General features: G+C 68.8%; 18 protein-coding genes. 9 read left to right on the top strand and 9 right to left on the bottom strand.

What is annotated here, in order from left to right; all coding sequences use genetic code 11:
- Window positions 1-87: 87 nt before the first annotated feature.
- From H6A07_RS01170 to H6A07_RS01160, 3 genes are read right to left on the bottom strand one after another with little or no spacing between them, the layout of a single operon-like run.
- Window positions 88-759 carry an HAD-IA family hydrolase gene (locus tag H6A07_RS01170; protein ID WP_204812518.1) on the bottom strand — a complete coding sequence of 224 codons (672 nt, stop codon included), beginning with the start codon at window positions 757-759 and terminating at the stop codon, window positions 88-90.
- Entirely contained in the window at window positions 756-2,990 is a 2,235-nt protein-coding gene (locus tag H6A07_RS01165) for a hypothetical protein (RefSeq protein WP_204812516.1), read from the bottom strand. Before H6A07_RS01165 ends, H6A07_RS01170 begins: the two co-directional genes overlap by 4 nt.
- A 31-nt stretch (window positions 2,991-3,021) precedes the next feature.
- Window positions 3,022-4,305, bottom strand: a complete 1,284-nt coding sequence (locus H6A07_RS01160; protein ID WP_204812514.1) for a DUF1015 domain-containing protein — start codon at window positions 4,303-4,305, stop codon at window positions 3,022-3,024.
- Window positions 4,306-4,431: 126 nt separating this feature from the next.
- Here H6A07_RS01160 and H6A07_RS01155 point away from each other — a divergent pair, with 126 nt between their 5' ends.
- From H6A07_RS01155 to H6A07_RS01140, 4 genes are all read left to right on the top strand, one after another.
- Window positions 4,432-5,103: an HAD family hydrolase gene (locus tag H6A07_RS01155; protein WP_204812512.1), complete on the top strand. Its 672-nt coding sequence runs from the start codon at window positions 4,432-4,434 to the stop codon at window positions 5,101-5,103.
- A 109-nt stretch (window positions 5,104-5,212) separates the two neighbouring features.
- Entirely contained in the window at window positions 5,213-5,560 is a 348-nt protein-coding gene (locus H6A07_RS01150; protein ID WP_204812510.1) for a phasin family protein, read from the top strand.
- 6 nt (window positions 5,561-5,566) lie between these two features.
- Window positions 5,567-7,414, top strand: coding sequence for an ABC1 kinase family protein (locus tag H6A07_RS01145; protein ID WP_342636524.1), 1,848 nt, complete (start codon window positions 5,567-5,569; stop codon window positions 7,412-7,414).
- A 51-nt stretch (window positions 7,415-7,465) separates the two neighbouring features.
- Window positions 7,466-8,056 carry an HdeD family acid-resistance protein gene (locus H6A07_RS01140; protein WP_204812508.1) on the top strand — a complete coding sequence of 197 codons (591 nt, stop codon included), beginning with the start codon at window positions 7,466-7,468 and terminating at the stop codon, window positions 8,054-8,056.
- Between the two features lie 597 nt (window positions 8,057-8,653).
- Here the strand turns inward: H6A07_RS01140 and H6A07_RS01135 are convergent.
- The 4 genes from H6A07_RS01135 to H6A07_RS01120 form a co-directional block, all read right to left on the bottom strand.
- Entirely contained in the window at window positions 8,654-9,748 is a 1,095-nt protein-coding gene (locus H6A07_RS01135) for a hypothetical protein (RefSeq protein ID WP_204812506.1), read from the bottom strand.
- Between the two features lie 600 nt (window positions 9,749-10,348).
- Complete coding sequence (locus tag H6A07_RS01130; protein ID WP_204812505.1) at window positions 10,349-12,283, bottom strand: ABC transporter ATP-binding protein; 1,935 nt, start codon at window positions 12,281-12,283, stop codon at window positions 10,349-10,351.
- Window positions 12,273-14,066, bottom strand: coding sequence for an ABC transporter ATP-binding protein (locus H6A07_RS01125; RefSeq protein ID WP_440589986.1), 1,794 nt, complete (start codon window positions 14,064-14,066; stop codon window positions 12,273-12,275). Before H6A07_RS01125 ends, H6A07_RS01130 begins: the two co-directional genes overlap by 11 nt.
- A 35-nt stretch (window positions 14,067-14,101) precedes the next feature.
- Window positions 14,102-14,569 (bottom strand): MarR family winged helix-turn-helix transcriptional regulator, encoded by a 468-nt coding sequence (locus tag H6A07_RS01120; RefSeq protein WP_342636523.1) that lies wholly within the window; start codon window positions 14,567-14,569, stop codon window positions 14,102-14,104.
- Window positions 14,570-15,191: 622 nt separating this feature from the next.
- Here H6A07_RS01120 and H6A07_RS01115 point away from each other — a divergent pair.
- Entirely contained in the window at window positions 15,192-16,025 is an 834-nt protein-coding gene (locus H6A07_RS01115) for a zinc ribbon domain-containing protein (RefSeq protein WP_204812503.1), read from the top strand.
- A 116-nt stretch (window positions 16,026-16,141) separates the two neighbouring features.
- Here H6A07_RS01115 and H6A07_RS01110 read toward each other — a convergent pair whose 3' ends face one another.
- Both H6A07_RS01110 and H6A07_RS01105 read right to left on the bottom strand, forming a co-directional pair.
- Window positions 16,142-18,166 (bottom strand): ABC transporter ATP-binding protein, encoded by a 2,025-nt coding sequence (locus tag H6A07_RS01110; protein WP_204812502.1) that lies wholly within the window; start codon window positions 18,164-18,166, stop codon window positions 16,142-16,144.
- Entirely contained in the window at window positions 18,156-20,012 is a 1,857-nt protein-coding gene (locus H6A07_RS01105; RefSeq protein WP_204812501.1) for an ABC transporter ATP-binding protein, read from the bottom strand. Before H6A07_RS01105 ends, H6A07_RS01110 begins: the two co-directional genes overlap by 11 nt.
- A gap of 356 nt (window positions 20,013-20,368) precedes the next feature.
- On the opposite strand from H6A07_RS01105, the gene H6A07_RS01100 reads away from it, so the two are divergent.
- The 4 genes from H6A07_RS01100 (at window position 20,369) to H6A07_RS01085 (ending at window position 24,011) form a co-directional block, all read left to right on the top strand.
- Entirely contained in the window at window positions 20,369-21,322 is a 954-nt protein-coding gene (locus tag H6A07_RS01100) for a phosphate ABC transporter substrate-binding protein (protein ID WP_204812496.1), read from the top strand.
- 82 nt (window positions 21,323-21,404) lie between these two features.
- Window positions 21,405-22,304, top strand: coding sequence for a phosphate ABC transporter permease subunit PstC (pstC, locus tag H6A07_RS01095; protein WP_204812494.1), 900 nt, complete (start codon window positions 21,405-21,407; stop codon window positions 22,302-22,304).
- Window positions 22,297-23,208, top strand: coding sequence for a phosphate ABC transporter permease PstA (gene pstA / locus H6A07_RS01090; protein WP_204812492.1), 912 nt, complete (start codon window positions 22,297-22,299; stop codon window positions 23,206-23,208). Before pstC ends, pstA begins: the two co-directional genes overlap by 8 nt.
- A complete protein-coding gene (locus H6A07_RS01085) occupies window positions 23,205-24,011 on the top strand; it encodes a phosphate ABC transporter ATP-binding protein (protein WP_204812490.1) in 807 nt (268 codons plus the stop codon). The genes pstA and H6A07_RS01085 overlap by 4 nt, the downstream gene beginning before the upstream one ends.

The following is a 24,011-nucleotide window of genomic DNA, read 5'->3' as shown; positions in this document are numbered from 1 at the left end:
ACCGCGAATCCCGAGGAGCGCGCGGCGAGAGGAGCGCGCAACTCGGGATTTCTGGCAAAAGGGCGCACGCGGCGGGCGAGAAGGACCTCAGCCCGCGAGCCCCTCCCAGCCGTCGACCCACAACTCCGCCGCCCGCCGCAGCTCCGCGACGGGCTGGCGCGGGTCCGACGTCCGCACCGCGACCGCGACCATCCCGGCTCCCGCCGCCGCGCGCACCCCCGGCAGGATGTCCTCGAAGACGGCGCACCCCTCCGGCGCCGCCCCCAGCCGCCGCGCCGCCTCGAGGTAGATGTCCGGGTGGTCCTTGCCGCGCGCCACGTCGCAGCTGCAGACTACGGCGTCAAAGAGGGCGTCCACGTCCACGTGGCGCATCGAGCGCAGGACGTGCGGGTCGTTGGAGGTCGCCACCGCCAGGCGCACGCCCCGCCCGCGCAGCGCCCGCAGGTAGGCCTCCGCGCCGGGGTGCAGGGCGACCTCGGTCTCGTAGAGCGCCGAGCCCAGCCGGCGCCACTCGTCGGCGATGGCCTCGGGCTCCTCGCGCAGCCGGTAGCGCTCGACGCACCAGCGCGCCCCGGCGTCAAAGCCGAGCGTTGAGATCGTGGCGGCGGCGTCCTCGTCGAAGGGCAGCGCGCGCGTGGCAAAGAAGACCTCGTCCACGCGTCGCCAGACGTGCGAGGACTCCGCGAGAGTGCCGTCGAAGTCAAAAATCGCGGCCGAGAAGGACGGCGGCCAGAGGCTCGCCCGCGCCGCCGCGCTCACCGGTCGGGCTCGTCCTCGAGCGAGCGGAGCACGCCGAAGAGCACGTCGTCGCGCAGCGACGAGCACAGGGAGCGCACCACGTCGCGCCCGACGCCAAAGAGCTCGGCGTCCACGGCCGCGCGGCTCGCCTCCATGAGGACCGTCGTGACCTCCTCGGTCGGGGCGAGCGGGATGTCTTCTGCCGCGAGGGCGCGCTCGACCTGCTCGGCGGTGAGCGACGACTCCGAGGCGCCGCTCACGTGCCCGATCAGCGCCACGACGGCGAGCCCCGCCACGAGCACGGGGGCCCCGAGCCGGTTGCACGCGAGCTGGTAGCACGCCTGGGCGGCGAGCACGTGGCCCTCCTGCCACTGGAGCTGCGCCATGCGCAGGTAGCCGATCCCGACGGTCTCGGGGTCGTGGGCGAGCGCGAGGAGGCGCCGCAGCTCGTCGGCCGCCGCGCGTGCGTCGCCTGACGCCTCGAGGCACTGGGCGAGGTGCAGGCTCGTCTGCGTGGACAGCGGCGACAGCTCCCGGGCGAGCCGCGCGTGCGCGAGGGCCTCGCCGACGTCGCCGCGCGCGAGGGCGCACGCCGAGACGATCAGGTGCCCCTCGAGGTAGGCGTCGGGCACGAGCCGGCAGGTCTCGCCCGGTGGCGCCACGAGGCGGTCGTAGAGCACGCGGTCGGCGTACGTCGCGAAGGAGCGCCAGACGAGCCCGTCGCCGTCCGCGTAGCGCCCGGCCTTGTCCGCCTCGCGGAGCGCCTCGCGCGCCCTGGCCTCGGCCTCCTCCCCGTCGCGGGCGGAGAAGGCCTCGCGCGCACGGTCCACCCCGCGCTCGAGCGGGCTGCCCGAGACGAAGGCCTCCACGATGGCCAGCGGGTCGTCCTCGAGCGTCCCGTCGATGAGGGCGCCCACGCAGCGCAGCGCGGCGTCGCGGACATCGTCCGGGGCCCCCTCGGCGGCCTCGAGCAGCGCGCGCACGTTCTGCTCGGTCGTCTCGCCGAGCGAGCGCACCAGCTCGTCGGCCGCCCGCCGGCGCGCGGCGGCCTCGTCGACGCCGAGGTCGCGCACCGCGTGCGCCCCGAGCTCGTGGGCAGGTCCCGGGGCGAGCTCGCGTCCCGAGAGCTCGACGGGCTCCCAGCGCCGCGCGGGGCAGAGGCGCTCGTCGTCGAGCGAGAAGGCCGGGCGCACGGGTTCCAGCGCGAGGTTCTTCTCGTCCATCTGCGCTCCGGCGGCACGCATGAGCGCCCACACGTCGAGCGACCCCTCCAGGTCGACGCCCTCCAGCAGCGCCCTCGTGAGGCGCGCGGAGTAGCGGCAGACGTGGCTCTGGGGCCCGTCCTCCACGCCGGCCACCCAGACCTCCTCGAGCTCGGGGGCCACGAGCAGCGCGTAGGAGGCGAGAAGGACGCCCAGCCGCAGGTCGTAGTCGCTCGCCGCGCGGCGGCGCATCTCGGAGGTGGCGGACACGACGCCGAGGCCGTCGACGTAGCTGGTGGCGGGCCAGGCGGCGGGCGGCACGAGGTCGACCTCGAAGGCGGCGCGCCGGTCGCGCACGTTGACGCGGTAGCGCGCCGTGAGGCGGTGGGGGAGCCGCGCGGACTCGATCGCCTCGGAGAGGGCGAGGCGCACCTCCCACTCGCCGCGGGCGGGGCCCTCACGGCGGCGGGCGAGGAGGGGCGCCTGGGAGACGATCGAGCGGGCGCAGCGCGCCTCGAAGCGCACGAGGTCCTCCAGGCTCGCGGCGTCCGGGTCCTCGAGGGCGAGGGAGGCGAGCAGCGCGCCGTTGAGCGCGGCCTCCGTCCTCAGCACCCGCAGCTTGGCGGGATAGGGGAGCTCCTCGTCGGAGATGCGCAGGTAGAAGAGGCCCGAGGTGTGCGGGCGGACGACCCTGACCGTCGGCGCGCCGCCGGGCTCGTCGTCCTCGATCCCGGCCTCCTGGAGCCGCTCGGCGAGGTAGGTCTCGAGCGCGCTCGGGGCCGGTCCCGTCCCGGAGCCGGCGGCGCGCCCGCGCACGTCGTCCGTGAAGCGCCGCAGGGCGCGCAGGGGGTCCGTCGAGGCGGCGAGCGACGCGGAGAGGGCGTCGAGGTCCAGGTGGGAGGGGCCCGCGCCCGCGCCGGTCGCGGTGCCGGCCAGGGGCGCGCGGTCCTTCTCGCCCGCCGCGTCTGTGGCGTCCGGGTCGGTGCCGACGAGCGCCGCGAAGAGGCGCCCGAGCCTGCCGTGCTGCTCGCTTCTCTCGTCCTCGCTCATGGCACCTCCTCTCGCCGCGCCGTCTCTCCCCTTACTTATTCCCCTCGATCGCGTGGCGCGCACCGTCGATGATGGACTCTCGGTGGTTGACGCGGCGCACGAAGAGGCCGCTCAAGAGCTTGGGCTCGAACCACGTGGACTTGGGGGGCATGGTGAGGCCGGCGTCGGCGACGGCCATGACCTGGGCCACGGAGGTCGGGTGCAGGGCGAAGGCCACGCCCTGCCCGCCGGCGCGCCGCTCGAGCTCGTCGGCGCCCGCATTGCCCACGAAGGAGATGCGTGGGTCGGACGTGGGGTCCGCGACGCCCAGGACGGGGCCGAGCACGAGCTCCTGGAGGGCGGACGCGTCGAGCGCCGCCGCGGGGTCGCCTGCGGCCGGCGCCGGAAGGGAGAGCTCGCGCCACGCGCCGAAGGCGTACATGTCCACCCGCCCGGGCGCCCCGGGCCGCTCGCCCGCCGGCCGGCGCGGGCCCACCGTCACTCCGCGCCCCTCCAGCGCGCTCACGAGGGCGGCCTCGTCGTGGCCCGCCGTGTCCGCGACGACGCGGTCGTAGGCGCGCACGCCGAGCTGGCTCGCGGGGAAGAGCGCGCCGAGGAAGTAGTTGTAGGCCTCCGCGCCGCTGCAGCGCCCGCCCTCGGCCGTGCGCGCCTCGCGGCACGCCCGCTCGGCCGCAGCGATGCGGTGGTGGCCGTCGGCGACGTAGGCGCGCTCGACGTACTCGAGCATGAGGCGGAGCGACTCGACCGCCGCCGGCCGCGCGACGCGCCAGACGGTGTGCTCCACGCCCGCCCCGTCGACGAGCTCGTAGAGGGGGTCGGCCGCCTTGGCGGCCTCGACGAGCGCGCCGAGCACGGGGTTGTCGCGGTAGGTGAGCAGGGCCGGGCTCGTCTGGCAGCAGGTCGCCGCGATGTGGCGGGCGCGGTCCTCGACCTTGTCCGGCCGCGTGAGCTCGTGGCGGCGGATGACGCCGTTGGTGTAGTCGTCGACCGAGAACGCAGCGACGATGCCGGTCTGCTCGCGGCCGTCCGCGCGCAGGCGCCAGAGGTAGAAGCACGGCGTGCCGTCGCGCAGCAGCGTGCCGTCGCCCACGCGGGCGGCGAGCAGGTCGTGGGCGCGGGCGTAGACGTCGTCGGCGCGGGCGTCGTGGTCGGGCGGGAAGCCCGTCTCCGGGCGGTCGATCTCCAGGAACGAGCCCGGGTGCGCGGCGACGTAGGACCGGGCGCCGGCGTCGTCGAAGACGTCGTAGGGCGGCGCGGCGAACGCGGCGGCGCGCTCGGGGCGCGGCCGGTAGCAGGTGATGGGCTCGACGTGCATGGGGCCTCCTTCTTCGTGCGTGCAGCCATCATAGCCGACAGACTTGCCTAAAAGGGGTCAGACCCCTTTTAGGCAAGTGGCGCGGACGTGCTACCCTTGCAACAGCCACGCGAGGAAAGGGGAACCATGGCGCTCTCGGACGCGACCGCAGCGGGCAGGAGGCTCGTGATCTTTGACTTTGACGGCACGCTGGCAGACACCGTGCCGGGCATCGTGCGCACGGCGCGCGCGGTGCTCGTGGACCACGGGCTCGACGACGAGGCCATGGGCGACCTCACGCGCCTCGTGGGCCCGCCGTTCCCCCAGGCCTACGAGTGGGTCTACGGCTTCTCGCCCGAGGAGGCGGCGCAGATCACCGCCGAGTACCGGGCGCTCTACAGCGAGATCGGCCCGTCGGCGTGGCCGCTGTTCCCCGGCGTGCGGGAGATGCTTGCCCGCCTGCGCGCCGCCGGGCGCCTCACCGCCGTCGCGTCGTCCAAGCAGCAGCGCCTGATCGACCGCGCGCTCGCGGACAACGACCTCGCGGGCCTCTTCGACCTCGCGCTCGGCAAGACGAGCGACGCGCAGGGCGACAAGGTCGCGCTCATCGCCCGCGTCATCGAGGAGCTCGGCGCCACGGCCGACGACGCCGTCATGGTCGGCGACCGCCACCACGACGTCGAGGCCGCCGCGGCCTGCGGGGTGCCCTGCGTGGGCGTCACCTACGGCGGGACCGGCACGGTCGACGAGCTCATGGGCGCCGGCGCGTGCGCGTGCGTGGACTCGGTGGAGGAGCTGGGGCGCGTTCTTCTCGGCTGACGCCGCGCCCCGTGCCGACCGCTCGGGGCGCCCGGGGAGAAAGACGCGCCGCGTTGCGGGTAGAAGGGTGAGCATGGGGCGCACGCCCCGAACCGACGGAAGGAGAGACATGGCCGACTTTGACCTGACCGAGGGCCTGCGCAAGATGTTCCTTGCCGGCGTGGGGGCCGTGGCCACGGGAGCCGAGAAGACCCAGGAGGTCGTCGAGGAGTTCGTGAAGAAGGGGGAGCTGACCGTCGAGCAGGGCAAGACGCTCAACCAGGAGCTCACGCACAAGGTCAGGGAGGTCGTCGAGAACACCTCCGACAGCGCCCTGCGCGCCCGCCTCGGGGCCATGACGGCCGAGGAGCGCGCCGCCTTCGCCGAGAAGGTCGCCGCGATGTCCGCCGAGCTCGACGCCTCCGCCGTGAAGGTGGACGTCGAGGACGCCGACGGGGACGCGGCAGCCGCCGAGTAGGCCGACGTGGCGCACGACAAGAACGACGACTCGGTCCTGGACGACGCGCCCGAGCGGGCGGCGGCGGACGAGGGCCCGGAGGCCGATCGCGCCGCCGGGCAGGGGAGCGCCCCGGCGTCCGGGGACGCCTCGGCCCGCGCCGCGCGCTCGGCCCAGGAGCTGCTCGACGCCTGGTACGAGAAGGTGAGCCACGAGGCGCTCGTGGGGGACCGCCAGACGATCGGCCTCTTCGGCGGGCGCAGCGACGACGAGGCCTCCCTCACGCGCGGCTCGCGCCTCGCGCGCATCGGCGAGATCATCCAGATCGTGCGCCGCTATGACATCTTCCACGGCCTCACGCCCAAGGGCCTGCGGCGCATGCTCGAGGAGCTGGGGCCCACCTTCGTCAAGGCCGGCCAGATCCTCTCCATGCGCTCGGAGATCCTGCCCGAGAGCTTCATGCGCGAGCTCTCCCGCCTGCGCACCGACGTGGAGCCGATGGACCGCGACGCCGTGCTCGACGCCCTGCGCGCCGAGTACGACGAGCCGATCGAGGAGATCTTCGACGCCATCGACGACCGGCCGCTCGGCTCGGCCTCGGTGGCGCAGGTCCACAAGGCGCGCCTCGTGACCGGCGAGCTCGTCGCCGTGAAGGTGCAGCGCCCGCACGTCCAGGAGATCATGGCGCAGGACATCTCGATCATGCGCTCGCTCGCGCGCCACGCCATGCGCTTCATGGGCGACGAGCAGTTCCTGGACCTGCAGTCCGTGGTGGACGAGCTGTGGCAGAGCTTCCGCGAGGAGACCGACTTCCTCGTCGAGGCGCGCAGCCTCGAGGAGTTCCGCCGCAACAACGCCGGGTGCGCCTTCGTGGACTGCCCCAAGCCCTACCCGGCGCTCTGCACCCGGCACGTGGTGGTCATGGACTATGTGGAGGGCATCCCGATCAACGCCACGGCGCGCCTGGTGGCCGAGGGCTACGACCTCTCCGAGATCGGCACCAAGCTCGCGGACAACTACACGAGCCAGATGCTCGATGACGGCTTCTTCCACGCCGACCCACACCCGGGCAACCTCGTGGTCGTGGGCGGCAAGATCGTCTACCTCGACCTCGGCATCATGGGGAGGCTCTCGAGCCACGACCGCTCCGCGATGCGCGACATGGTGACGGCCGTCGCCGCCTGCGACTCGGCGCGGCTCGCCGAGGGCCTGATGCGCTTCTCGGTCTCCGACACCTCCGAGGTTGACCAGGCGCACCTGCTCGCCGACCTGGACGCGATCGTGGCGGACTACGGCCTGGCCGACCTCTCCGACCTCGACGTCGGCGCGTTCCTGAACTCGCTGATCTCCATGGCGCAGAAGGACGGCATCGAGCTTCCGAGCTCCGTGACCATGCTCGCCCGCTCGCTCGTCACGCTCGAGGGGACGGTGCACGCCCTGCTGCCGGACACCTCGATCGTGGAGATCATCAGCGCCCACCTGCGCGCGCACGACAGCGCCGGCGAGCTCGCGCGGCGCGAGGCGAGCCGGTTCGCGCGCGAGTCCGTCGCGGCGGCGCACGGCCTGCTCGGCGCCGCGAGCGACGCGGGCCTCGCGATGCGCATGCTCACGCGCGGCCAGCTGCGCGTGAACCTCGACCTCGCCGGCACGGCCGACCCGCTCGAGGACCTCGCGCGCATCGCCAACCGCCTCACGATGAGCGTCATCGTCGCGGGCCTGTTCATCGGCTCGTCGGTGGTCTACTACGCGCGCATCCAGCCGGTCATCTTTGGCATCCCGATCATCGGCTTTTTGGGCTACGTCGCGGCGTTCGTGCTCGGGGTCTGGGTGGCGGTCGACATCATCCGGGAGAGCCGCCGGCGCCGGAGGCGCTAGGAAACGCGGTATCGGCGGCCCGAGAGGGGCCACCTGTTCGAGGGAGGTTTCATGAATCGCTACGACTCTGACTTTGACCACGTCGGGGATTTCGTCGAGCGCTGGAACGCGGGCGTGCGGCGCGCGCGGGGATGGACCGTCGCCATCGGGGCGCTCCTGCTTTTGGCGGGCATCGCGAGCGCCGCGGCGCCGCTCGGCGTCTACGCCCTCGTCCAGGGCCTCGTGGCCGCCGCGCTGCTCGTGGGCGGCGCCGCGCAGATCGTGTCCTACGCGCGCACGCCCGAGCTCTTTCGCAGCCCCACGATGCTCGTGATGGGGGTGCTCAACGCGCTTCTCGGCGTCATGCTGCTCGCGCTTCCGTCCTACCTCACGGCGGGCACGGTCGGGTTCCTGCTCGCGTTCCTGTTCATCATCTCGGGCGCCGAGCGCGTCACCCACGCGCGTCGCCGGCGCTACTTCGGCCTTCCCGACTCCGGGCTCACCACGTTCACGGGCGTCCTGAACATCGTCTGCGGCGTGGCCTTCCTGTTCATGCCGGCGCTCTCCGGGATCGTCTTTGCCTACGTGGTGGCGGCGTACCTGGTCGTGAGCGGGCTGAGCCTGATCGCGGAGGGCCTCTCGATGCGACCGATCGACCGGTAGCGCTGCTGTCCGGTCTGCGTGCGCCCCGGAACCGCCGGACCTGCTCCGCCGCGCTCCGCGAATCGCCGCCCTTGCCGCAGGCACTCCAAGAATCGCCGTTCTTGTCGCAGCGCGTTCCGAGAATCGCTGCCCGTGTCTTGTGGGCTTCCAACAATCGCCGCCCTTGTCGCGGGTATATCTAAGAAACGCCGACCTTGTCCCGACCCACCCTAAGAAACGCCGACCTTGTCCCGACCCACTCTAAGAAACGCCGACCTTGTTCCGACCCACTCTAAGAAACGTTGCTCTTGTCGCAGCGCGTTCCGAGAATCGCTGCCCTTGTCGCAGGCGCTTCTAAAGAATGTCGCCCTTGCCCCAGTTCGTTCTGGGAAACGCTGACCTTGTCCCAATCCCTTCCGATAAATGGCGCCCTTGCGCGCCGCCGATGCATTCGGGCTGCGCAAGGGCGTCGATTCTTAGAACGTCGTGGGACAAGGGCGGAGTTTCTTAGAGTTGGCCGGTACAAGGGCGCGGATTCCCGGAACATGCGGGACAAGGGAACCGATTCCTAGGAGCCCGTGCGACAAGGGCGGCGATTCTCGGAAGATGTCCCCGCCGTCAGTCGACGCCGTACGCCTCGACTGGCACCATCTCGATGACGGGTTCCTCGGGCCGCCCCTCGGCCGCCGCGCGCCGCGCGCGCTCGCGGGCCCGGCCGTTCCAGTGCACGCCGTCGATGAGCTCGAGCTCGTCGTGCAGCCACGCGCGCAACGCCCTTCGCCGCGCCGCCTCGTCGCGCGTGAGGTGCGGCGGGCACATGCCGAGGTCCGCCCTGACCCGGGAGACGAGGTCGTCCATGTAGTCCAGGTCGTCGTAGAGCCCCTTGGTGAGGACGTAGTTCTTGAAGTCGACCGCCAGCATCTCGTTCTGGCGGCGGGCGTCGCGCTCGATGCCAGCGGGCGTGGCGTGGACGCCCCCGTTGTAGTCGAAGGAGACCCCGGAGAAGGGCGCGTCCGGGCTCGTTGCCCCGAGCAGGACGTCGGGCTTGCGCACGCCGGGCCCGAGCGCCAAACCGATGCGCATGACCTCGAGCGGCGCGTTCATGGAGAGGACGCGCAGGTGGTAGCCGCCGCGCGCCGGTTTGAGTCCCAGGCGCATCGAGAGGCGCGTCTCGTAGGGGGAGGCCGAGCGCTCGCACGCCATCTTGAGCGCGGCGCGGACCTGCGCCGTCCCGGGGACGGGGCCGAGCGCGTCGAGGTGGGCGAGGACGCGCTCGCGGGTCGTGAGCGGCCTGCGGCGCTGGAACATACCGTCCTCGCGGTCGGGGGCGATGGCGTAGGTGCCGAGAAGCTCGCCGAGAAGAAAGACGAGCTCCAGATGGGTGAGCGAGGGGGCCATCTGGACGACGAGCTGCTCGGGGGCCGTGCAGTAGAGACCGTCGGAGAGCCTGATTGCGGAGTCGGGGGGAAGGGGGACCTGCGAGCGGTGCACGCACGCGAGTCGGGGAGGGACGCGCCGCCCCCTTCGCTCTGCCACCACGTGGAGCGGGCAGGTGAGCTGGGGAAGGCGCACGAGGGCGGATCTGACCTCGGCCTCGGCGGGCGAGGTCTCGGGCAGCGGGACGCTGACGCGCTCGCCGCGCTCGAGCGGCCCCCTCAGGGTGGCACTCCTGAGCGCCTCGAGTGCGGTGGTATGTGAGAGCAGAATGGGCATGGGAAAACCCTAGCGCACTGCCGTCGGCGCTGAGGCACGTTTGGAAAAACGTCGCTCGCTGGCTGACGGCTGACTTTCCGCTCACTGACGCACGGGCCGTTTGCCCAGATGGGGACACTCGTCGGACACCGTATCGGGGAGCTGCCCCGCGCCGGTGGACGTCCGCTCGCCCGGGGATGCGCCGCCGTTCGCCGTTGGCGCCAAAAAGGGGTGGTCTGCCCTGGTTCGGGGTGGTCTTGGGTGGTTCGTCGTTCTTCTCGCCCGCGTCGTGGCTGGCGTCCGGGAATTGCCGGCCTAGTCCCAGCGCGTTCCGAGAAATGCGGCACTTGTCCCGATCCACTCTCAGAATTGCCGGCCTTGTCCCGTGGCGTTCTAAGAAAGTCCGCCCGTGCGCAGCTGGAGCGTGTCCAGACTGCGCACGGGCGGAGATTTTCGGACGAGAGTGCGTCACGGGCGCGACTTTCTAGAGCACGCTGCGACAAGGGCGGTGATTTACGGAACGCCCCGCACCAACCGCGCCAATTCCCGGAGCATCCCGCGCCAACTGCGGTAATTCCCGGAACGAACGTGGCCCCGGCACGCCGCCGGGGCCACCACGCGCTACTCGAGCTCGAACGCGCCGGTGTAGAGCTGGTAGTACGTGCCCTTCTTGGCGATCAGCTCGTCGTGCGTGCCGCGCTCGATGATCCGGCCGTGGTCCAGCACGATGATGACGTCGGAGTTGCGGACCGTGCTCAGCCGGTGGGCAATCACGAACGTCGTGCGCCCGGTCATGAGCGCGTCCATGCCGCGCTGGACGATGGCCTCGGTGCGCGTGTCGATCGAGGACGTTGCCTCGTCGAGCACCATGACCGGCGGGTCGGCCACCGCCGCGCGTGCGATCGAGAGCAGCTGCCGCTGACCCTGCGAGAGCGCCGCGCCGTTGTCCGTGAGCATCGTGTCGTAGCCCTCCGGCAGGCGCCGCACGAAGTCGTCCGCGCCGGCCAGCCGCGCGGCGGCGACGCACTCCTCGTCCGTTGCGTCGAGGCGCCCGTAGCGGATGTTGTCCATGACGGTTCCGGTGAAGAGGTTCACGTCCTGCAGGACCACGCCGAGCGAGCGCCTGAGGTCCGGCTTCTTGATCTTGTTGATGTTGATCCCGTCGTAACGGATCTTGCCGTCCTCGATGTCGTAGAAGCGGTTCAGCAGGTTGGTGATCGTGGTCTTGCCCGCGCCCGTGGCGCCCACGAAGGCCACCTTCTGGCCGGGCTTGGCGTAGAGCGAGACGTTGTGCAGCACGGTGTGGCCCGGCTCGTAGGCAAAGTCCACGTCGAAGAGGCGCACGTCGCCGGCGAGCGGCGTGTAGGTGACGGTCCCGTCAGCCTGGTGCGGGTGGCGCCACGCCCACTGGCCGGCCCAGTCGTGGTCGCGACGGTCGCACTCGCGCACGGTGCCGTCGCGCCCGATCGTGCAGGCCACGAGCTCCACGTAGCCCTCGTCCTCCTCCACGGGCTCGTCGAGCAGCTCGAAGATGCGCTCCGCGCCGGCCAGGCCCATGACCACGGAGTTCACCTGGTTGGAGATCTGGCCGATCTGGTTGGCGAACTGTTTGGTCATGTTGAGGAACGGCACCGCCACGGCAATGGAGAGCGGCAGGCCGGAGAGCGACGGGTTGGGGATGCCCGTCACCAGGAAGACGCCGCTCGCCACGGCCACGATCACGTAGAGCAGGTTGCCCGCGTTCATGAGGATCGGCATCAGCGTGTTGGCGTAGGAGTTGGCCGCCCGCGCCGCCGCCTCGAGCTCGTCGTTCAGCTCGTCGAAGGCGGCCTCGGTCTGGCGCTCGTGGCAGAACACCTTGACGACCTTCTCGCCGTTCATGACCTCCTCGACGTGGCCCTCCACGGTCGCCACCGCGCGCTGCGTGCGCAGGAAGTTGCGCGCGGAGCGCCCCGCCAGCGTCTTGGCGAGAAGCGCCATCACCACGGCGCCGCCCACCACGACGAGCGTCAGCGGCAGGCTGTAGTAGACCATGATGCAGCCCACGGAGATCAGCATGAGCGTCGTCAGGAACAGCTGCGGCAGCGACTGCGCGATCATCTGGCGCAGGGCGTCCACGTCGTTGGTGTAGTAGCTCATGACGTCGCCGTGCGGGTGCGTGTCGAAGTAGCGGATCGGCAGGTCCTGCATGTGGTCGAACATGAGGCAGCGGAACTTCTTGAGCGCGCCCTGGGTGAGGATCGCCATGAGCTGCTGCCACACGGCGTTGCAGACGAGGCTCGCCAGGTACATGACGGCAAGGATCGCGGCGTTGGTGAAGACCTGCGGCTGCGCGGCCGCCCAGTCGCCGCTCTCCCAGAACTCGCCCACCACGGTGAGGCAGCGCTCCATGAAGATGTTGGGCGTCGCCTGGACCACGCACTGGACGAGGATGCAGACGGCCACGGTCGGCAGCATCACGGGGTAGAACTTCCGCAGCATCTTGAGGACGCGCAGCGCCGTGCGCCCGATCGACTTGGGGGCGCGCCCGCGCGCGGTCGTGGGCTTATCGGCCATCCTCGCTCACCTCCAGCTCGTCGAGGTTCTTCTCGTCGTGGCTCTGCTTGTTCTGCGAGAGGTAGACCTCCCGGTAGATCGCGTTGCGGCGCAGCAGCTCCTCGTGGGTGCCCACGTCGTTGATGCGGCCCGAGTCCATGACCACGATGCGGTCGGCGTCCTCCACGCTCGAGGTGCGCTGGGCGATGATGATCTTGGTGGTCTCGGGCAGGTAGCTGCGGAAGCCCTCGCGGATGAGCCTGTCGGTCTTGGTGTCCACGGCGCTCGTGGAGTCGTCCAGGATGAGGATCTTCGGGCTCTTGAGCAGGGCGCGCGCGATGCACAGGCGCTGCTTCTGGCCGCCGGAGACGTTGGTGCCGCCCTGCTCGATGTGGGTGTCGTAGCCGTCCGGGAAGGTGCGGACGAACTCGTCGGCCTGGGCCAGGCGCGCCGCCTCGACGATCTCCTCGTCCGTGGCGTCCTGCTTGCCCCAGCGCAGGTTGTCCTTGATCGTGCCGCTGAACAGCACGTTCTTCTGCAGCACCATGGCCACGGCGTTGCGCAGGGTCTCGAGGTCGTAGTCGCGCACGTCCACGCCGCCCACGCGCACGGTGCCCTCGGTGACGTCGTAGAGGCGCGGGATGAGCTGGACGAGCGTGGACTTGGCCGAGCCCGTCGAGCCGATCACGCCGATGACCTCGCCGCTCCTGATGTGGAGGTCGACCTCGCGCAGGGCCTCGTGGTCCTTGTCGCCCCTGTAGGAGAAGCCCACGTGGTCGAAGTCGATCGAGCCGTCCGCCACCTCCGTCACGGGGTCGGCCGGCTCCTCGATCGTGGTTTTGGCGTCGAGCACCTCAAAGATGCGGCGCGCGTTCTCCTCGGACATGACGACCATGGCAAAGATCATCGAGAGCATCATGAGGCTCATGAGCATCATGAAGCCGTAGGTGATGAGCGACGAGAACTGCCCCACGTCCAGAAGCTCGCCGCGCGTGGAGACGATCGCGTAGGAGCCCACGTAGATCACGAAGACCATGACGGTGTAGACGCAGAAGTTCATGATCGGGGCGTTGAGGGCCAGGATGCGCTCGGCGTGCGTGAAGTCGCGCTGGACCTCGCTCGCGGCGGCGTCGTACTTCTTTTTCTCGTAGTCCTCGCGGACGTAGGATTTGACCACGCGGATGCCGGAGAGGTTCTCCTCGGCGCGCTCGTTCAGGGCGTCGTACTTGCGGAAGATGCGGCGGAAGATCGGCGTGACCTTGCGCACCACAGCGAGAAGGGCCACGGCCAGTACCGGGATCACCACGACGAAGACCACGGCCAGCCAGCCCGCCATCGTGTAGGCGGCGATGAAGGCGCCGATCAGCATGAACGGGGAGCGGATGGCGGTGCGGATGAGCATCATGTAGGCCATCTGCACGTTCATGACGTCGGTGGTGAGGCGCGTCACGAGCGATGAGCTGGAGAAGCGGTCGATCACCGCGAAGGAGAAGGTCTGGATGTTGTAGAACATGTCCTTGCGGAGGTTCTTGGCAAAGCCGACGGAGGCCTTCGCGCAGGTGAGGCCCGCCGCGGCGCCAAAGGCGAGCGAGACGAGCGCCATGAGGGCGAGAAGCCCGCCCGTGGTGAGGATCTGGTTCAGGTCCGCCCCGGCCTTGATCGCGTCGATGAGGTCGGCGGTGAGCAGCGGGATCAGCACCTCAAAGACGACCTCGCCCAAAACCAGCAGGGGCGTGGCGAGCGCGGCGCCCTTGTACTGGCGGATGCTCCCCATGAGCCGGTGCATGATCTGGGGATAGGTCATGTGCGCGGCGGTCTTCTCGAACTGCTCTTCGGCGGCTAGTTCCTGGCGCATGCGGCCTCCTCTCGGCTCTGCGTCTCGATGCCCTCCCAGTGCGCGGCCACGCGGCTCAGCAGGTCGAGCAGGCGCTCGGCCTCGTCGGCCGTCAGGCAGTCGAACGCGCTCCGCTCGAACGCTCGGCGGCTCTCCACGAAGGCCCGCGCCCGGCGCTCGCCCTCCTCGGTGAGCGTGAGCGTGAGCTGGCGACGGTCGGTCTCGGAGCGCTCGCGGGAGAGCAGCCCCTCGGTCTCGAGCTTGGTCACGACCTCGGAGAGCGAGGCGGACGTGATGCACGACGCCTCCTGGAGGTCGCGCTGGGTCATGTGGCCGTCATGGGCGAGCAGCTGCACGAGGATGTGCTGCTTGCCGTTGCGGCCGCCCCAGTGCTGGTGCAGGTAGTAGCCAAAGTAGCCGAGCTTGTGCAGGATCTGCAGCTCGGTGCTCTCCGGCGTGGCTGGTTCGCACACGATGGGCTTCCTTTCGTTGGTTCGGACGTACCCACTGTGCGCCCCGGTCGGGAAGATGTCAAGGTACCTTGCGAACTCGCTCCAGGATTTCCGTTTCTTGGCGCGAGCCGTTCCAGGAAAGGCCGACCGTGCGCAGGTCAGGCGAGAAGAACGTGCGCCCGTCGCCGGGTTTGTTCGGGAATCGCCGCCCTTGTCGCACGCGCGTCCAGGAATCGGAGCCCTTGTCGCACGCGCGTCTAAGAATTGGCGCCCGTGCGCGTCCGCGTCTTGAAATTGGCGCCCTTGTCGCGCGTGCGTCTAGGAATCGCCGCCCGTGCGCGCACGGAGGCGCCTTCAGGTGCGCACGGGCGCCGATTTCCGGATCGTACGTGCGCACAGGCCGGGATTCTTGGACGCGCCGGGACAAGGGCTAGCATTTCTAGAAGCGAGAAGGACAAAGGCGGAAGTTCCTAGAACCGCGCGCGACAAGGGCGGCGATTCCCGGAACGAGGCCCTTTCGGACGCAACAGGTCGCGTGGGGCGGTCCGTGCCGTTAGGACACCAACCTCTTTTTGTTTGCTTATTTTTTTTTTCAATGACTTTCATCATGGGGAAAACTGGCTCCTCGAGATGGGAGGTCCTCATGTTCTGTCCCACGTGCGGCAGGGAGCTGCCGGAAGGTTCCCGGTTCTGCCCGGGGTGCGGGAAGGCGGTCGGGAATGGGGCATCGGGCTCCGCCCCGCCGGCGCCCAGACGGTCAAAGCGACTGCTCGTCTTCGGTGCCGTTGCCGTTGCGGCGGTGGCGATCGCCTCCGTCGTCGCCCTCCTCGCCACGGGAGTGCTCGGCAGGGGAGAGGCAAAGCTGCCGAACGGTAGATACGAGCTGTACGGATTTATTCCGTACACCTTTGTGGTCAGCGAGGGCGACGGAGGACAAACCATAGCGTTCGTCTATCCAAACGACGTCAACGACACGGTCATGTTCTCCGGGAGGCTCGTCGAGGATGGCTCGAACGACCTCGGTCCCATCTGGCGCGTCGAGGACGTCACGTTCCCCTCAGGGGATGCGTGGAACGTGGAATCCGTCCGCGTCCAGCTTCCCGAGGGCGCGGCGGAGGGCGACCCCACCGGCAGGTGGTATGTCGAGTTGACCTCCCAGGACGGCGTTGCATACGTCGTCGCCCAGATCGACGAGGACGGGACCGCGAGGTCGCTCAACTCCCTGGTGCCTCCGGAGGCGGCCGAAGCAGGTACGTGCATTCTGGACGAGGCCCAGTCCATCGACGAGGTCTACTCTGGCGTCTACCAGAACTACCCGTACTACTATTCGACCGATTACGGCTTTGACACGACGTACACCCTGCGGAACGTCCCCAACGCCGATCCCTCGATGCACGTTTACTACGTCGAGGACCCAAACGGGGACCTCGCCGGCATCGTGAGCATAGCCCTCGAGGAGCAAGCCACCACCAAGTAATCCCTCGGCACCAGCCCCGGCACAGAGACGCCCGACCCGGCGTTCCGGAGAGAAGTTTCGCGAAGCGCACTTCTCGGAGGAACGCCGGGTCGGGCTTCCCGGATTTGTGACGACGGCTACTCCAGCTCGAAGGCTCCCGTGTAGAGCTGGTAGTACGTGCCGCGCTTGGCGATCAGCTCGTCGTGCGTACCGCGCTCGATGATGCGGCCGTGGTCGAGCACGATGATCGCGTCGGAGTTGCGCACGGTCGAGAGCCGGTGGGCGATCACGAACGTGGTGCGCCCGGTCATGAGCGCGTCCATGCCGCGCTGGACGATCTCCTCGGTGTGGGTGTCGATCGAGGAGGTGGCCTCGTCGAGGATCATCACCGGCGGGTCGGCCACGGCGCAGCGCGCGATCGAGAGCAGCTGGCGCTGGCCCTGGGAGAGGTTGGAGCCGTTGTCCGTGAGCATCGTGTTGTAGCCCTCGGGCAGGCGCTTGATGAAGCCGTCCGCGCCCACCAGGCGCGCGGCCGCCATGCACTCGTCGTCGGTGGCGTCGAGCCGGCCAAAGCGGATGTTGTCCATGACGGTGCCCGTGAACAGGTTCACGTCCTGGAGCACGATGCCGAGCGAGCGCCTGAGGTCCGGCTTCTTGATCTTGTTGATGTTGATGCCGTCGTAGCGGATCTTGCCGTCCTCGATGTCGTAGAAGCGGTTGATGAGGTTCGTGATCGTGGTCTTGCCCGCGCCCGTGGCGCCCACGAAGGCGATCTTCTGGCCGGGCTTGGCCCACACGCTCACGTCGTGCAGGACGGTGTGGCCCTTGCGGTAGGCAAAGTCCACGTCGAAGAGGCGCACGTCGCCGGCGAGCGGCGTGTACGTCAGGCTGCCGTCGCCGTGCGGGTGGCGCCACGCCCACTGGCCCGCCCAGTCGCCGGAGCGGCGGTCGCACTCGTGGACGGTGCCGTCGCGGTCGATCGTGCAGGCCACGAGCTCCACGTAGCCCTCGTCGTGCTCGACGGGCTCGTCCATGAGCTCGAAGATGCGCTCGGCGCCGGCCAGGCCCATGACCACGGAGTTGATCTGCTGGGAGATCTGGCCGATCTGCCCGGCGAACTGCTTGGTCATGTTGAGGAAGGGCACCGTGACGGCGATCGAGAAGGGCAGGCCCGAGATCGAGAGGTTGGGCACGCCGGCCTCGATGAACACGCCGCCGACGAGCGCCACGACCACGTAGATCAGGTTGCCGAGGTTCATGAGGATCGGGCCGAGCGTGTTGGTGTACATGTTCGCCGCGCGGCTCGCCTCGAAGAGGCGCCGGTTGCGGACGTCAAAGTCCTCCTGCGCGGCCTGCTCGTGGCAGAACACCTTGACCACGCGCTGGCCGTTCATGACCTCCTCGACGTGGCCCTCCACGATGCCGATCTCGCGCTGCTGCGCCACGAAGTTGCGGGCGGAGCGGCCGACGAGCTGCTTGGTCATGTAGGCCATGAACAGCACGCCGGCCACGATGACCAGGCACATCCACACGCTGTAGTAGACCATGACGGCAACGACCGAGCAGCACGTGACCAGGGTGAGCGTGATGTTGGGCAGCGACTGGCCGATCATCTGGCGCAGGGCGTCGATGTCGTTGGTGTAGTGGCTCATGATGTCGCCGCGCTGGTGCTGGTCGAAGTAGCTGATCGGCAGGTCCTGCATGTGGCCGAAGAGCCGCTCGCGGAACTTCTCGAGCGAGCCCTGCGTGATGACGGCCATCGCGCGGGTCCAGGTGAAGTTGAGGACGAGCGAGACCGCGTAGATGCCCACGAGCGTGAGCACGAGCGAGCTCACCTGGCCGGCCACGGCCTCCCAGTCGCCGCCCTCCCAGTTGGCGGTCACGATCTCCAGCGTGCGCTGCATGAACGTGGCGGGTAGGGCCGAGAGCACGGCCGAGACCACGATGCACAGGATCACGAGCGGCAGCATCTTGGGATAGAACGAGAAGAGCGTCTTGATGAGGCGCCCCAGCGTTCTGCCGCGGCCGCCGCGCCGGCGCGGACGCTCGACCTGGCGGCCGGCGACGTTCTGGCGCTCCGGCTCGCGCTCGGGCTCGGTCGGCTGGTTGGAGCCGGTGACGCTTACGAGGACGTTCTCGGCGGAGTTGCTGCTAGCGGACATCGGCCTCACCTCCCTTCGCGGCCGCGGCGGGCGCGGGCGCGTCGTCCTTCTCGGCGTCCGCGCCCTTCTCGGCCTCCTGGCTCGTGCGGTTCTGCGCGAGGTAGGTGTCGCGGTAGAACGGGCAGCTCTCCATGAGCTCGTCGTGGGTGCCCAGGCCCGCGATGTGGCCGTTGTCGAGCACGAGGATGCGGTCGGCGTCCATGACCGAGCTCGTGCGCTGCGCGATGATGATCTTGGTGGCCTCGGGCAGGTAGGACTTCAGGCCCTCGCGGATGAGCGCGTCGGTCTTGGTGTCCACGGCGGAGGTGGAGTCGTCCAGGATCAGCACCTTGGGGTGCTTGAGCAGGGCACGCGCGATGCACAGGCGCTGCTTCTGGCCGCCGGAGACGTTGGTGCCGCCCTGCTCGATGTAGTAGTCGTACTGCTTGGGCAGCTGCTGGATGAACTCGTCGGCCTGCGCGAGCTTGCAGACCTCCACGAGCTCGTCGTAGGTGGCGTCCGGGTTGCCCCAGCGCAGGTTCTCCTTGATGGTGCCCGAGAAGAGCACGTTCTTCTGCAGGACCACGGCCACGTTGTTGCGCAGGAACTCCAGGTCGTAGTCGCGCACGTCCACGCCGCCGACCTTCACGGAGCCCTCGGTCACGTCGTAGAGGCGGCTGATGAGGTTCACGAGCGAGGTCTTGGCAGAGCCCGTGCCGCCCATGATGCCGATCGTCTCGCCGCTCTTGATGTGCAGGTCGATCTCCGCGAGGGCGCGGTGCTCGGCCTTCTCGGAGTACTTGAATGTCACGTGGTCGAAGTCGATCGAGCCGTCGACCATCTCGGTCTCGGGGTGGGCCGGGTTCTTGATCGTGGGCTCGGTGGTGAGGACCTCGCAGATGCGCTCGGCGGACTCCTGGGCCATCGTGATCATGGCGAAGACCATCGAGACCATCATGAGGGCCATGAGGATCATGAAGCCGTAGGTGGTGAGCGCGGAGAGCTGGCCCACGTTCAGCAGCTCGCCCCGGCTGGAGATGATGAGGTAGCTGCCGAACTGCAGCACCACGGCAAAGACGGCGTAGACCGCGAAGTTCATCATCGGCGTGTTGAGCGCGAGGATCTTCTCGGCCCGGGTGAAGTCGGCGCAGACGTCCTGGGCGGCGCGGCCGAACTTCTCCTTCTCAAAGTCCTGGCGCACGTAGCTCTTGACGTCGCGCATGCCGGTGACGTTCTCCTCGATGGACTCGTTGAGGGCGTCGTACTTGTGGAAGACCGAGCGGAAGATTGGGTGCACGGTGCGCACGACCTTGTAGAGGCCAAAGCCCAGGATCGGCACGATGATCACAAAGACGAGCGCCAGCGGTCCCGCCATGATGAAGGACATGACGATGCCCGCGAGCAAAAGGAACGGGCAGCGGATGGCGGTGCGGATGACCATCATGTAGGCGAGCTGCACGTTGGTGATGTCGGTGGTGAGGCGCGTCACGAGCGAGCTCGACGAGAACTGGTCGATGTTGGCAAAGCTGAAGCGCTGCACCGCGGCGAAGACGTCGTGACGCAGGTTCATGGCCAGGCCGCACGAGGCCTGGCTGCACGTGACGCCGGCGCCGATGCCAAAGGCGAGCGACGCGAGGGCCATGGCCACGAGGACGCCCGCGTAGGGCAAAAGCTCGGACAGGCCCGCCCCGGCCTGGATCGAGTTGATGAGCTGGGCGGTCACGAACGGGATCGCGACCTCCATCACGACCTCGCCGGAGACGATGATCGGCGTGGCGATCGACGCCCCCTTGAACTCGCGGATGCTGCCGCCGAGGGTGCGGATGACCTCGCGGCCCGTGAGCTCCTTCTCCTCTTTTTTCTTCATGTGACTCCTTTCGACAAGGGGTCATTGTGAGGCGGCGTGGGAGAGATTTCAAGGTACCTAGCGATAAGTTGCACGGTACCTGACAAACCATTCACAAACGCGGGCGCGCCCCGGGCGAGAAAAACTTCGTAAGGTTCCGGCGAACGGTAGAACCTGCAGGTGAGAAGAGCCGGCGAACGGCGGCCTTACAATCGCGCGCCGTTTGTAAGGTCCTCTGTAAGCCAAATGTAAGGGACGGTCAGGCCGCCGTAATGCATCGGAAATACGGCCGAAAAGGACGCGACGCGCTCCTAGGATTCTCGCTGAACCGGTCGGGGCCCACGGGCGTCGGCCACATCCACGGGAAAGGATTATTCATGTCCAAGCTTGATCTCACGCGTCGTCAGTTCGTTGGCATCGCCGGTGGCGTCGCCGCCGTCGCCGGCCTCGCCGCCTGCGGTGGCACCCAGCAGCCCGCCGCCGAGGGCGACGAGGGCGCCGGCTCCGCGGACGCCGCGCTCGCCGGCTCCATCTCCTGCTCCGGCGCCACCTCCTTCCAGCCGCTCGTCGAGAAGGCCGCCGATGCCTTCATGGAGGCCAATGGGGACGTCTCCATCGCCATCTCCGCCGGCGGTTCCGGCCAGGGCCTCTCGCAGGTCGCCGAGGGCTCCGTCCAGATCGGCCGCTCCGACGTCTTCGCCGAGGAGAAGCTCGAGGCCGACCAGCTCGAGAACCTCGTCGACAACCAGGTCTGCATCGTCGGCATGGGCCCGATCGTGAACGCCAACGTCGACGTTGACGACATCACCACCGACCAGCTCAAGGGCATCTTCCTCGGCCAGATCACCGACTGGTCCGAGGTGGGCGGCACCGCGGGTGCCATCCAGGTCATCCAGCGCGAGGCCGGCTCGGGCACCCGCGCCACCTTCGAGAACGCCGTCCTCGCCGGCGAGACCGCCCCGGATAGCTTCCGCCCGGTCGCCGAGGTCGACTCCTCGGGCACCGTCGTCGAGCAGGTCGCCGCGACCGAGGGCTCCATTTCCTACGTCGCCTTCAACTACATGGAGTCCGACGGCATCAAGGCCCTCTCCGTTGACGGTATCGATCCGACCCAGGAGAACGTCGAGTCCGGCGACTTCAACATCTGGGCCTACGAGCACATGTACACCCGCTCCGACGAGGACGAGGCCACCGCTCCTGTGACCAAGGCCTTCATCGAGTTCATGCTCTCCGAGGACTTTGCTTCCACCGTGGTGGAGGAGGGCTTCATCCCCATGGGCGACATGAAGGTCCAGAAGGACGCCGAGGGCAACGTCACCCCGGTCGCCTAGGCGAAAGACCTCAGTTCCCCTGTCGGCGGCGCCCCCCATGCGCGGGGGCGCCGCCGCCCCCTGACGAGAAAGGCTCTCCCACATGGCACATCTCATGCCCAAGCGGAGGCTCGAGAACATAGGCCTGGGCATCACGGGCTTCTGCGTCGCCCTTGTCGCCCTCGTCGTCGTCACGCTGATCTTCATGGTGGCCCAGCAGGGCCTCTCCACGTTCTTCGTCGACGGCATGGACCCGATCGCCTTCTTCACCGGCCAGAACTGGATTCCCGAGCAGGAGCGCTACGGCGCGCTGCCCATGATCGTGGGATCCTTCGCGGTCACCCTGCTCTCGACCGTCTTCGCCCTGCCCATCGCGATCGGCTCGGCCATCTTCGTCGTGGAGGTCGCGCCCGGCTTTGGTCGTCGCGTCTTCCAGCCGGTGATCGAGCTGCTCGTGGGCATCCCGTCGGTCGTCTACGGCGTCCTCGGCCTCTATGTGATCAACTCCCTCATCAAGGCCATCTTCGGCGACGCTGCGGCCACCGGCGCGGGCATCCTCTCCGGCTCGATCGTGCTCGCCATCATGATTCTGCCGACGATCACCACGCTCTCGATGGACGCCCTGCGTGCGGTGCCCAACCAGTACCGCGAGGGTTCCTACGCCCTCGGCTGCACGCGCTGGCAGACCACCTGGCACGTGGTGCTCAAGAGCGCCACGCCGTCGCTGATGACTGCGGTCATCCTCGGCATGACGCGCGCCTTCGGCGAGACGCTCGCCGTCCAGATGGTCATCGGCGGCGTCGAGCGCTCCATGCCCACCGGACTTCTTGACCCGGCCTCCACGCTCACGGCTGCGCTCACGGCCGGCCTCTCCAATGCGGTCTCGGGCTCCGAGTACTACCACGCCCTGTGGACGCTCGGCCTGCTCCTTCTCGTCATGTCCCTCATTTTCATCATGATCATCCACCTCATCGGACGGAAGGGGGCGAAGGCGAATGGCTAATCGCTCCCTGGACGCCCACGTCGCGCGCATCGACCGTCAGGACAAGATCGCGACGGGCATCCTCACCGTGATCGTGGGCCTGGTCATCCTGCTCGTCGTCGCGATCATCGCCTACATCGTCGGACGCGGCGCCGGCCGCGCGCTCACGCCCGGGTTCCTCACCAACCCCTACAACAGCAAGGTCATGCCGGGCATCCTCTACCAGCTGTGGGACTCCTTCTACCTGCTGCTCGTGACGCTCGTCATCTCGGTGCCCATCTCGCTCGGCGCGGCGATCTTCCTTGTGGAGTACGCGCCGGACAACTGGGTGACCTCCGCCGCCAAGACCGCCATCGAGACGCTCTCGAGTCTGCCCTCGATCGTCGTCGGCATGTTCGGCTCGCTGTTCTTCGTGGTGACGCTCGGCTGGGGCATCTCGATCATCGCCGGCGCCTGCGCCCTCACGATGTTCAACATCCCCATCCTCGTCCGCACGATCCAGCAGGCGCTCGAGGACGTGCCACGCAGCCAGCGTGACGCAGCGCTCGCGATGGGCCTTACGCGCTGGGAGACCACGGTCAACGTGCTGCTGCCGGCCGCCATGCCCGCGATCGTCACCGGCATCGTGCTCTCGGCGGGCCGCGTCTTCGGCGAGGCGGCGGCGCTGATCTTCACCGCCGGCTCCGCGCCCGCGCGCCTGAACTTCGGCTCCGTGAACTTCCTGAGCCCCACGAACCCCTTCAACATCTTCCGTCCGGCCTGCTCGCTCGCCGTCTACATCTGGCGCCTCACCTCCGAGCCCACGGACGGCTCCACGGAGATCGTCTGGGGCACGGCCACGATCCTGCTCGTCTGCGTGCTTCTGTTCAACATCCTTGCCCGCCTGCTCGGCAAGTTCCTCTCGAGGAGGCTGACCGCCGAATGACCGACACCACCACCCAGGCCACGGCCGCGCCCGAGAAGGACGTCCCGCTGATCCGAACCCAGGACGTGACGGTCACCTACGACCTCACGCACGAGGCCCTCCACGCCACCTCGCTCGACTTCGAGGCCGGCGAGGTCACGGCGCTCATCGGCCCCTCGGGCTGCGGCAAGTCCACGTTCCTGCGCTGCCTGAACCTCATGAACCGCGAGATTCCGCGCTGCGCGATCGGCGGCAAGATCTTCTACCACGGGCACGACATCAACACGCCCAAGGAGAACCTCTTCGAGCTGCGCAAGTCCATCGGCATGGTCTTCCAGCAGCCGACGCCCTTCCGCAAGTCCATCCGCGAGAACATCCTCTTCGCGCCCAAGAAGCACGGGCGCCTCCACGGCAAGGACGAGGAGGACGAGCTCGTCGAGACGTCGCTCAGGCAGGCGGCGCTCTGGGACGAGGTCAAGGACAAGCTCAAGCAGTCCGCCCACGCCCTCTCCGGTGGCCAGCAGCAGCGCCTCTGCATCGCGCGCACCCTGGCGATGAAGCCGGACGTGGTGCTCTACGACGAGCCGTGCTCGGCCCTCGACCCCATCTCGACCTTCACGATCGAGGAGACCATCCGGTCGCTCTGCGACACGGGCCTCTGCCAGATCATCGTCACGCACAATATGGAGCAGGCTACGCGCGTCTCGGACCGCACCGCCTTCTTCTACGTGGGCGACATGATCGAGACGGGCACCACGCAGCAGATCTTCTCGGATCCGCACGACCAGCGCCTCGTCGACTACCTGACGGGCCGCTTCGGCTAG

This window comes from Olsenella uli, from assembly GCF_016899935.1.
Taxonomy (GTDB): Bacteria; Actinomycetota; Coriobacteriia; order Coriobacteriales; family Atopobiaceae; genus Thermophilibacter; species Thermophilibacter uli_B.
This window is presented reverse-complemented; position numbering and strand designations above follow the sequence as displayed.

Excerpts from the sequence above, each read along its gene's own strand:
- H6A07_RS01165 (WP_204812516.1), bottom strand. The coding sequence starts at position 2,990 with ATGAGCGAGGACGAGAGAAGCGAGCAGCACGGCAGGCTCGGGCGCCTC.
- H6A07_RS01160 (WP_204812514.1), bottom strand. The coding sequence starts at position 4,305 with ATGCACGTCGAGCCCATCACCTGCTACCGGCCGCGCCCCGAGCGCGCC.
- H6A07_RS01155 (WP_204812512.1), top strand. The coding sequence starts at position 4,432 with ATGGCGCTCTCGGACGCGACCGCAGCGGGCAGGAGGCTCGTGATCTTT.
- H6A07_RS01150 (WP_204812510.1), top strand. The coding sequence starts at position 5,213 with ATGGCCGACTTTGACCTGACCGAGGGCCTGCGCAAGATGTTCCTTGCC.
- H6A07_RS01140 (WP_204812508.1), top strand. The coding sequence starts at position 7,466 with ATGAATCGCTACGACTCTGACTTTGACCACGTCGGGGATTTCGTCGAG.
- H6A07_RS01135 (WP_204812506.1), bottom strand. The coding sequence starts at position 9,748 with ATGCCCATTCTGCTCTCACATACCACCGCACTCGAGGCGCTCAGGAGT.
- H6A07_RS01130 (WP_204812505.1), bottom strand. The coding sequence starts at position 12,283 with ATGGCCGATAAGCCCACGACCGCGCGCGGGCGCGCCCCCAAGTCGATC.
- H6A07_RS01125 (WP_440589986.1), bottom strand. The coding sequence starts at position 14,066 with ATGACCTATCCCCAGATCATGCACCGGCTCATGGGGAGCATCCGCCAG.
- H6A07_RS01115 (WP_204812503.1), top strand. The coding sequence starts at position 15,192 with ATGTTCTGTCCCACGTGCGGCAGGGAGCTGCCGGAAGGTTCCCGGTTC.
- H6A07_RS01110 (WP_204812502.1), bottom strand. The coding sequence starts at position 18,166 with ATGTCCGCTAGCAGCAACTCCGCCGAGAACGTCCTCGTAAGCGTCACC.
- H6A07_RS01105 (WP_204812501.1), bottom strand. The coding sequence starts at position 20,012 with ATGAAGAAAAAAGAGGAGAAGGAGCTCACGGGCCGCGAGGTCATCCGC.
- H6A07_RS01100 (WP_204812496.1), top strand. The coding sequence starts at position 20,369 with ATGTCCAAGCTTGATCTCACGCGTCGTCAGTTCGTTGGCATCGCCGGT.
- pstC (WP_204812494.1), top strand. The coding sequence starts at position 21,405 with ATGGCACATCTCATGCCCAAGCGGAGGCTCGAGAACATAGGCCTGGGC.
- pstA (WP_204812492.1), top strand. The coding sequence starts at position 22,297 with ATGGCTAATCGCTCCCTGGACGCCCACGTCGCGCGCATCGACCGTCAG.
- H6A07_RS01085 (WP_204812490.1), top strand. The coding sequence starts at position 23,205 with ATGACCGACACCACCACCCAGGCCACGGCCGCGCCCGAGAAGGACGTC.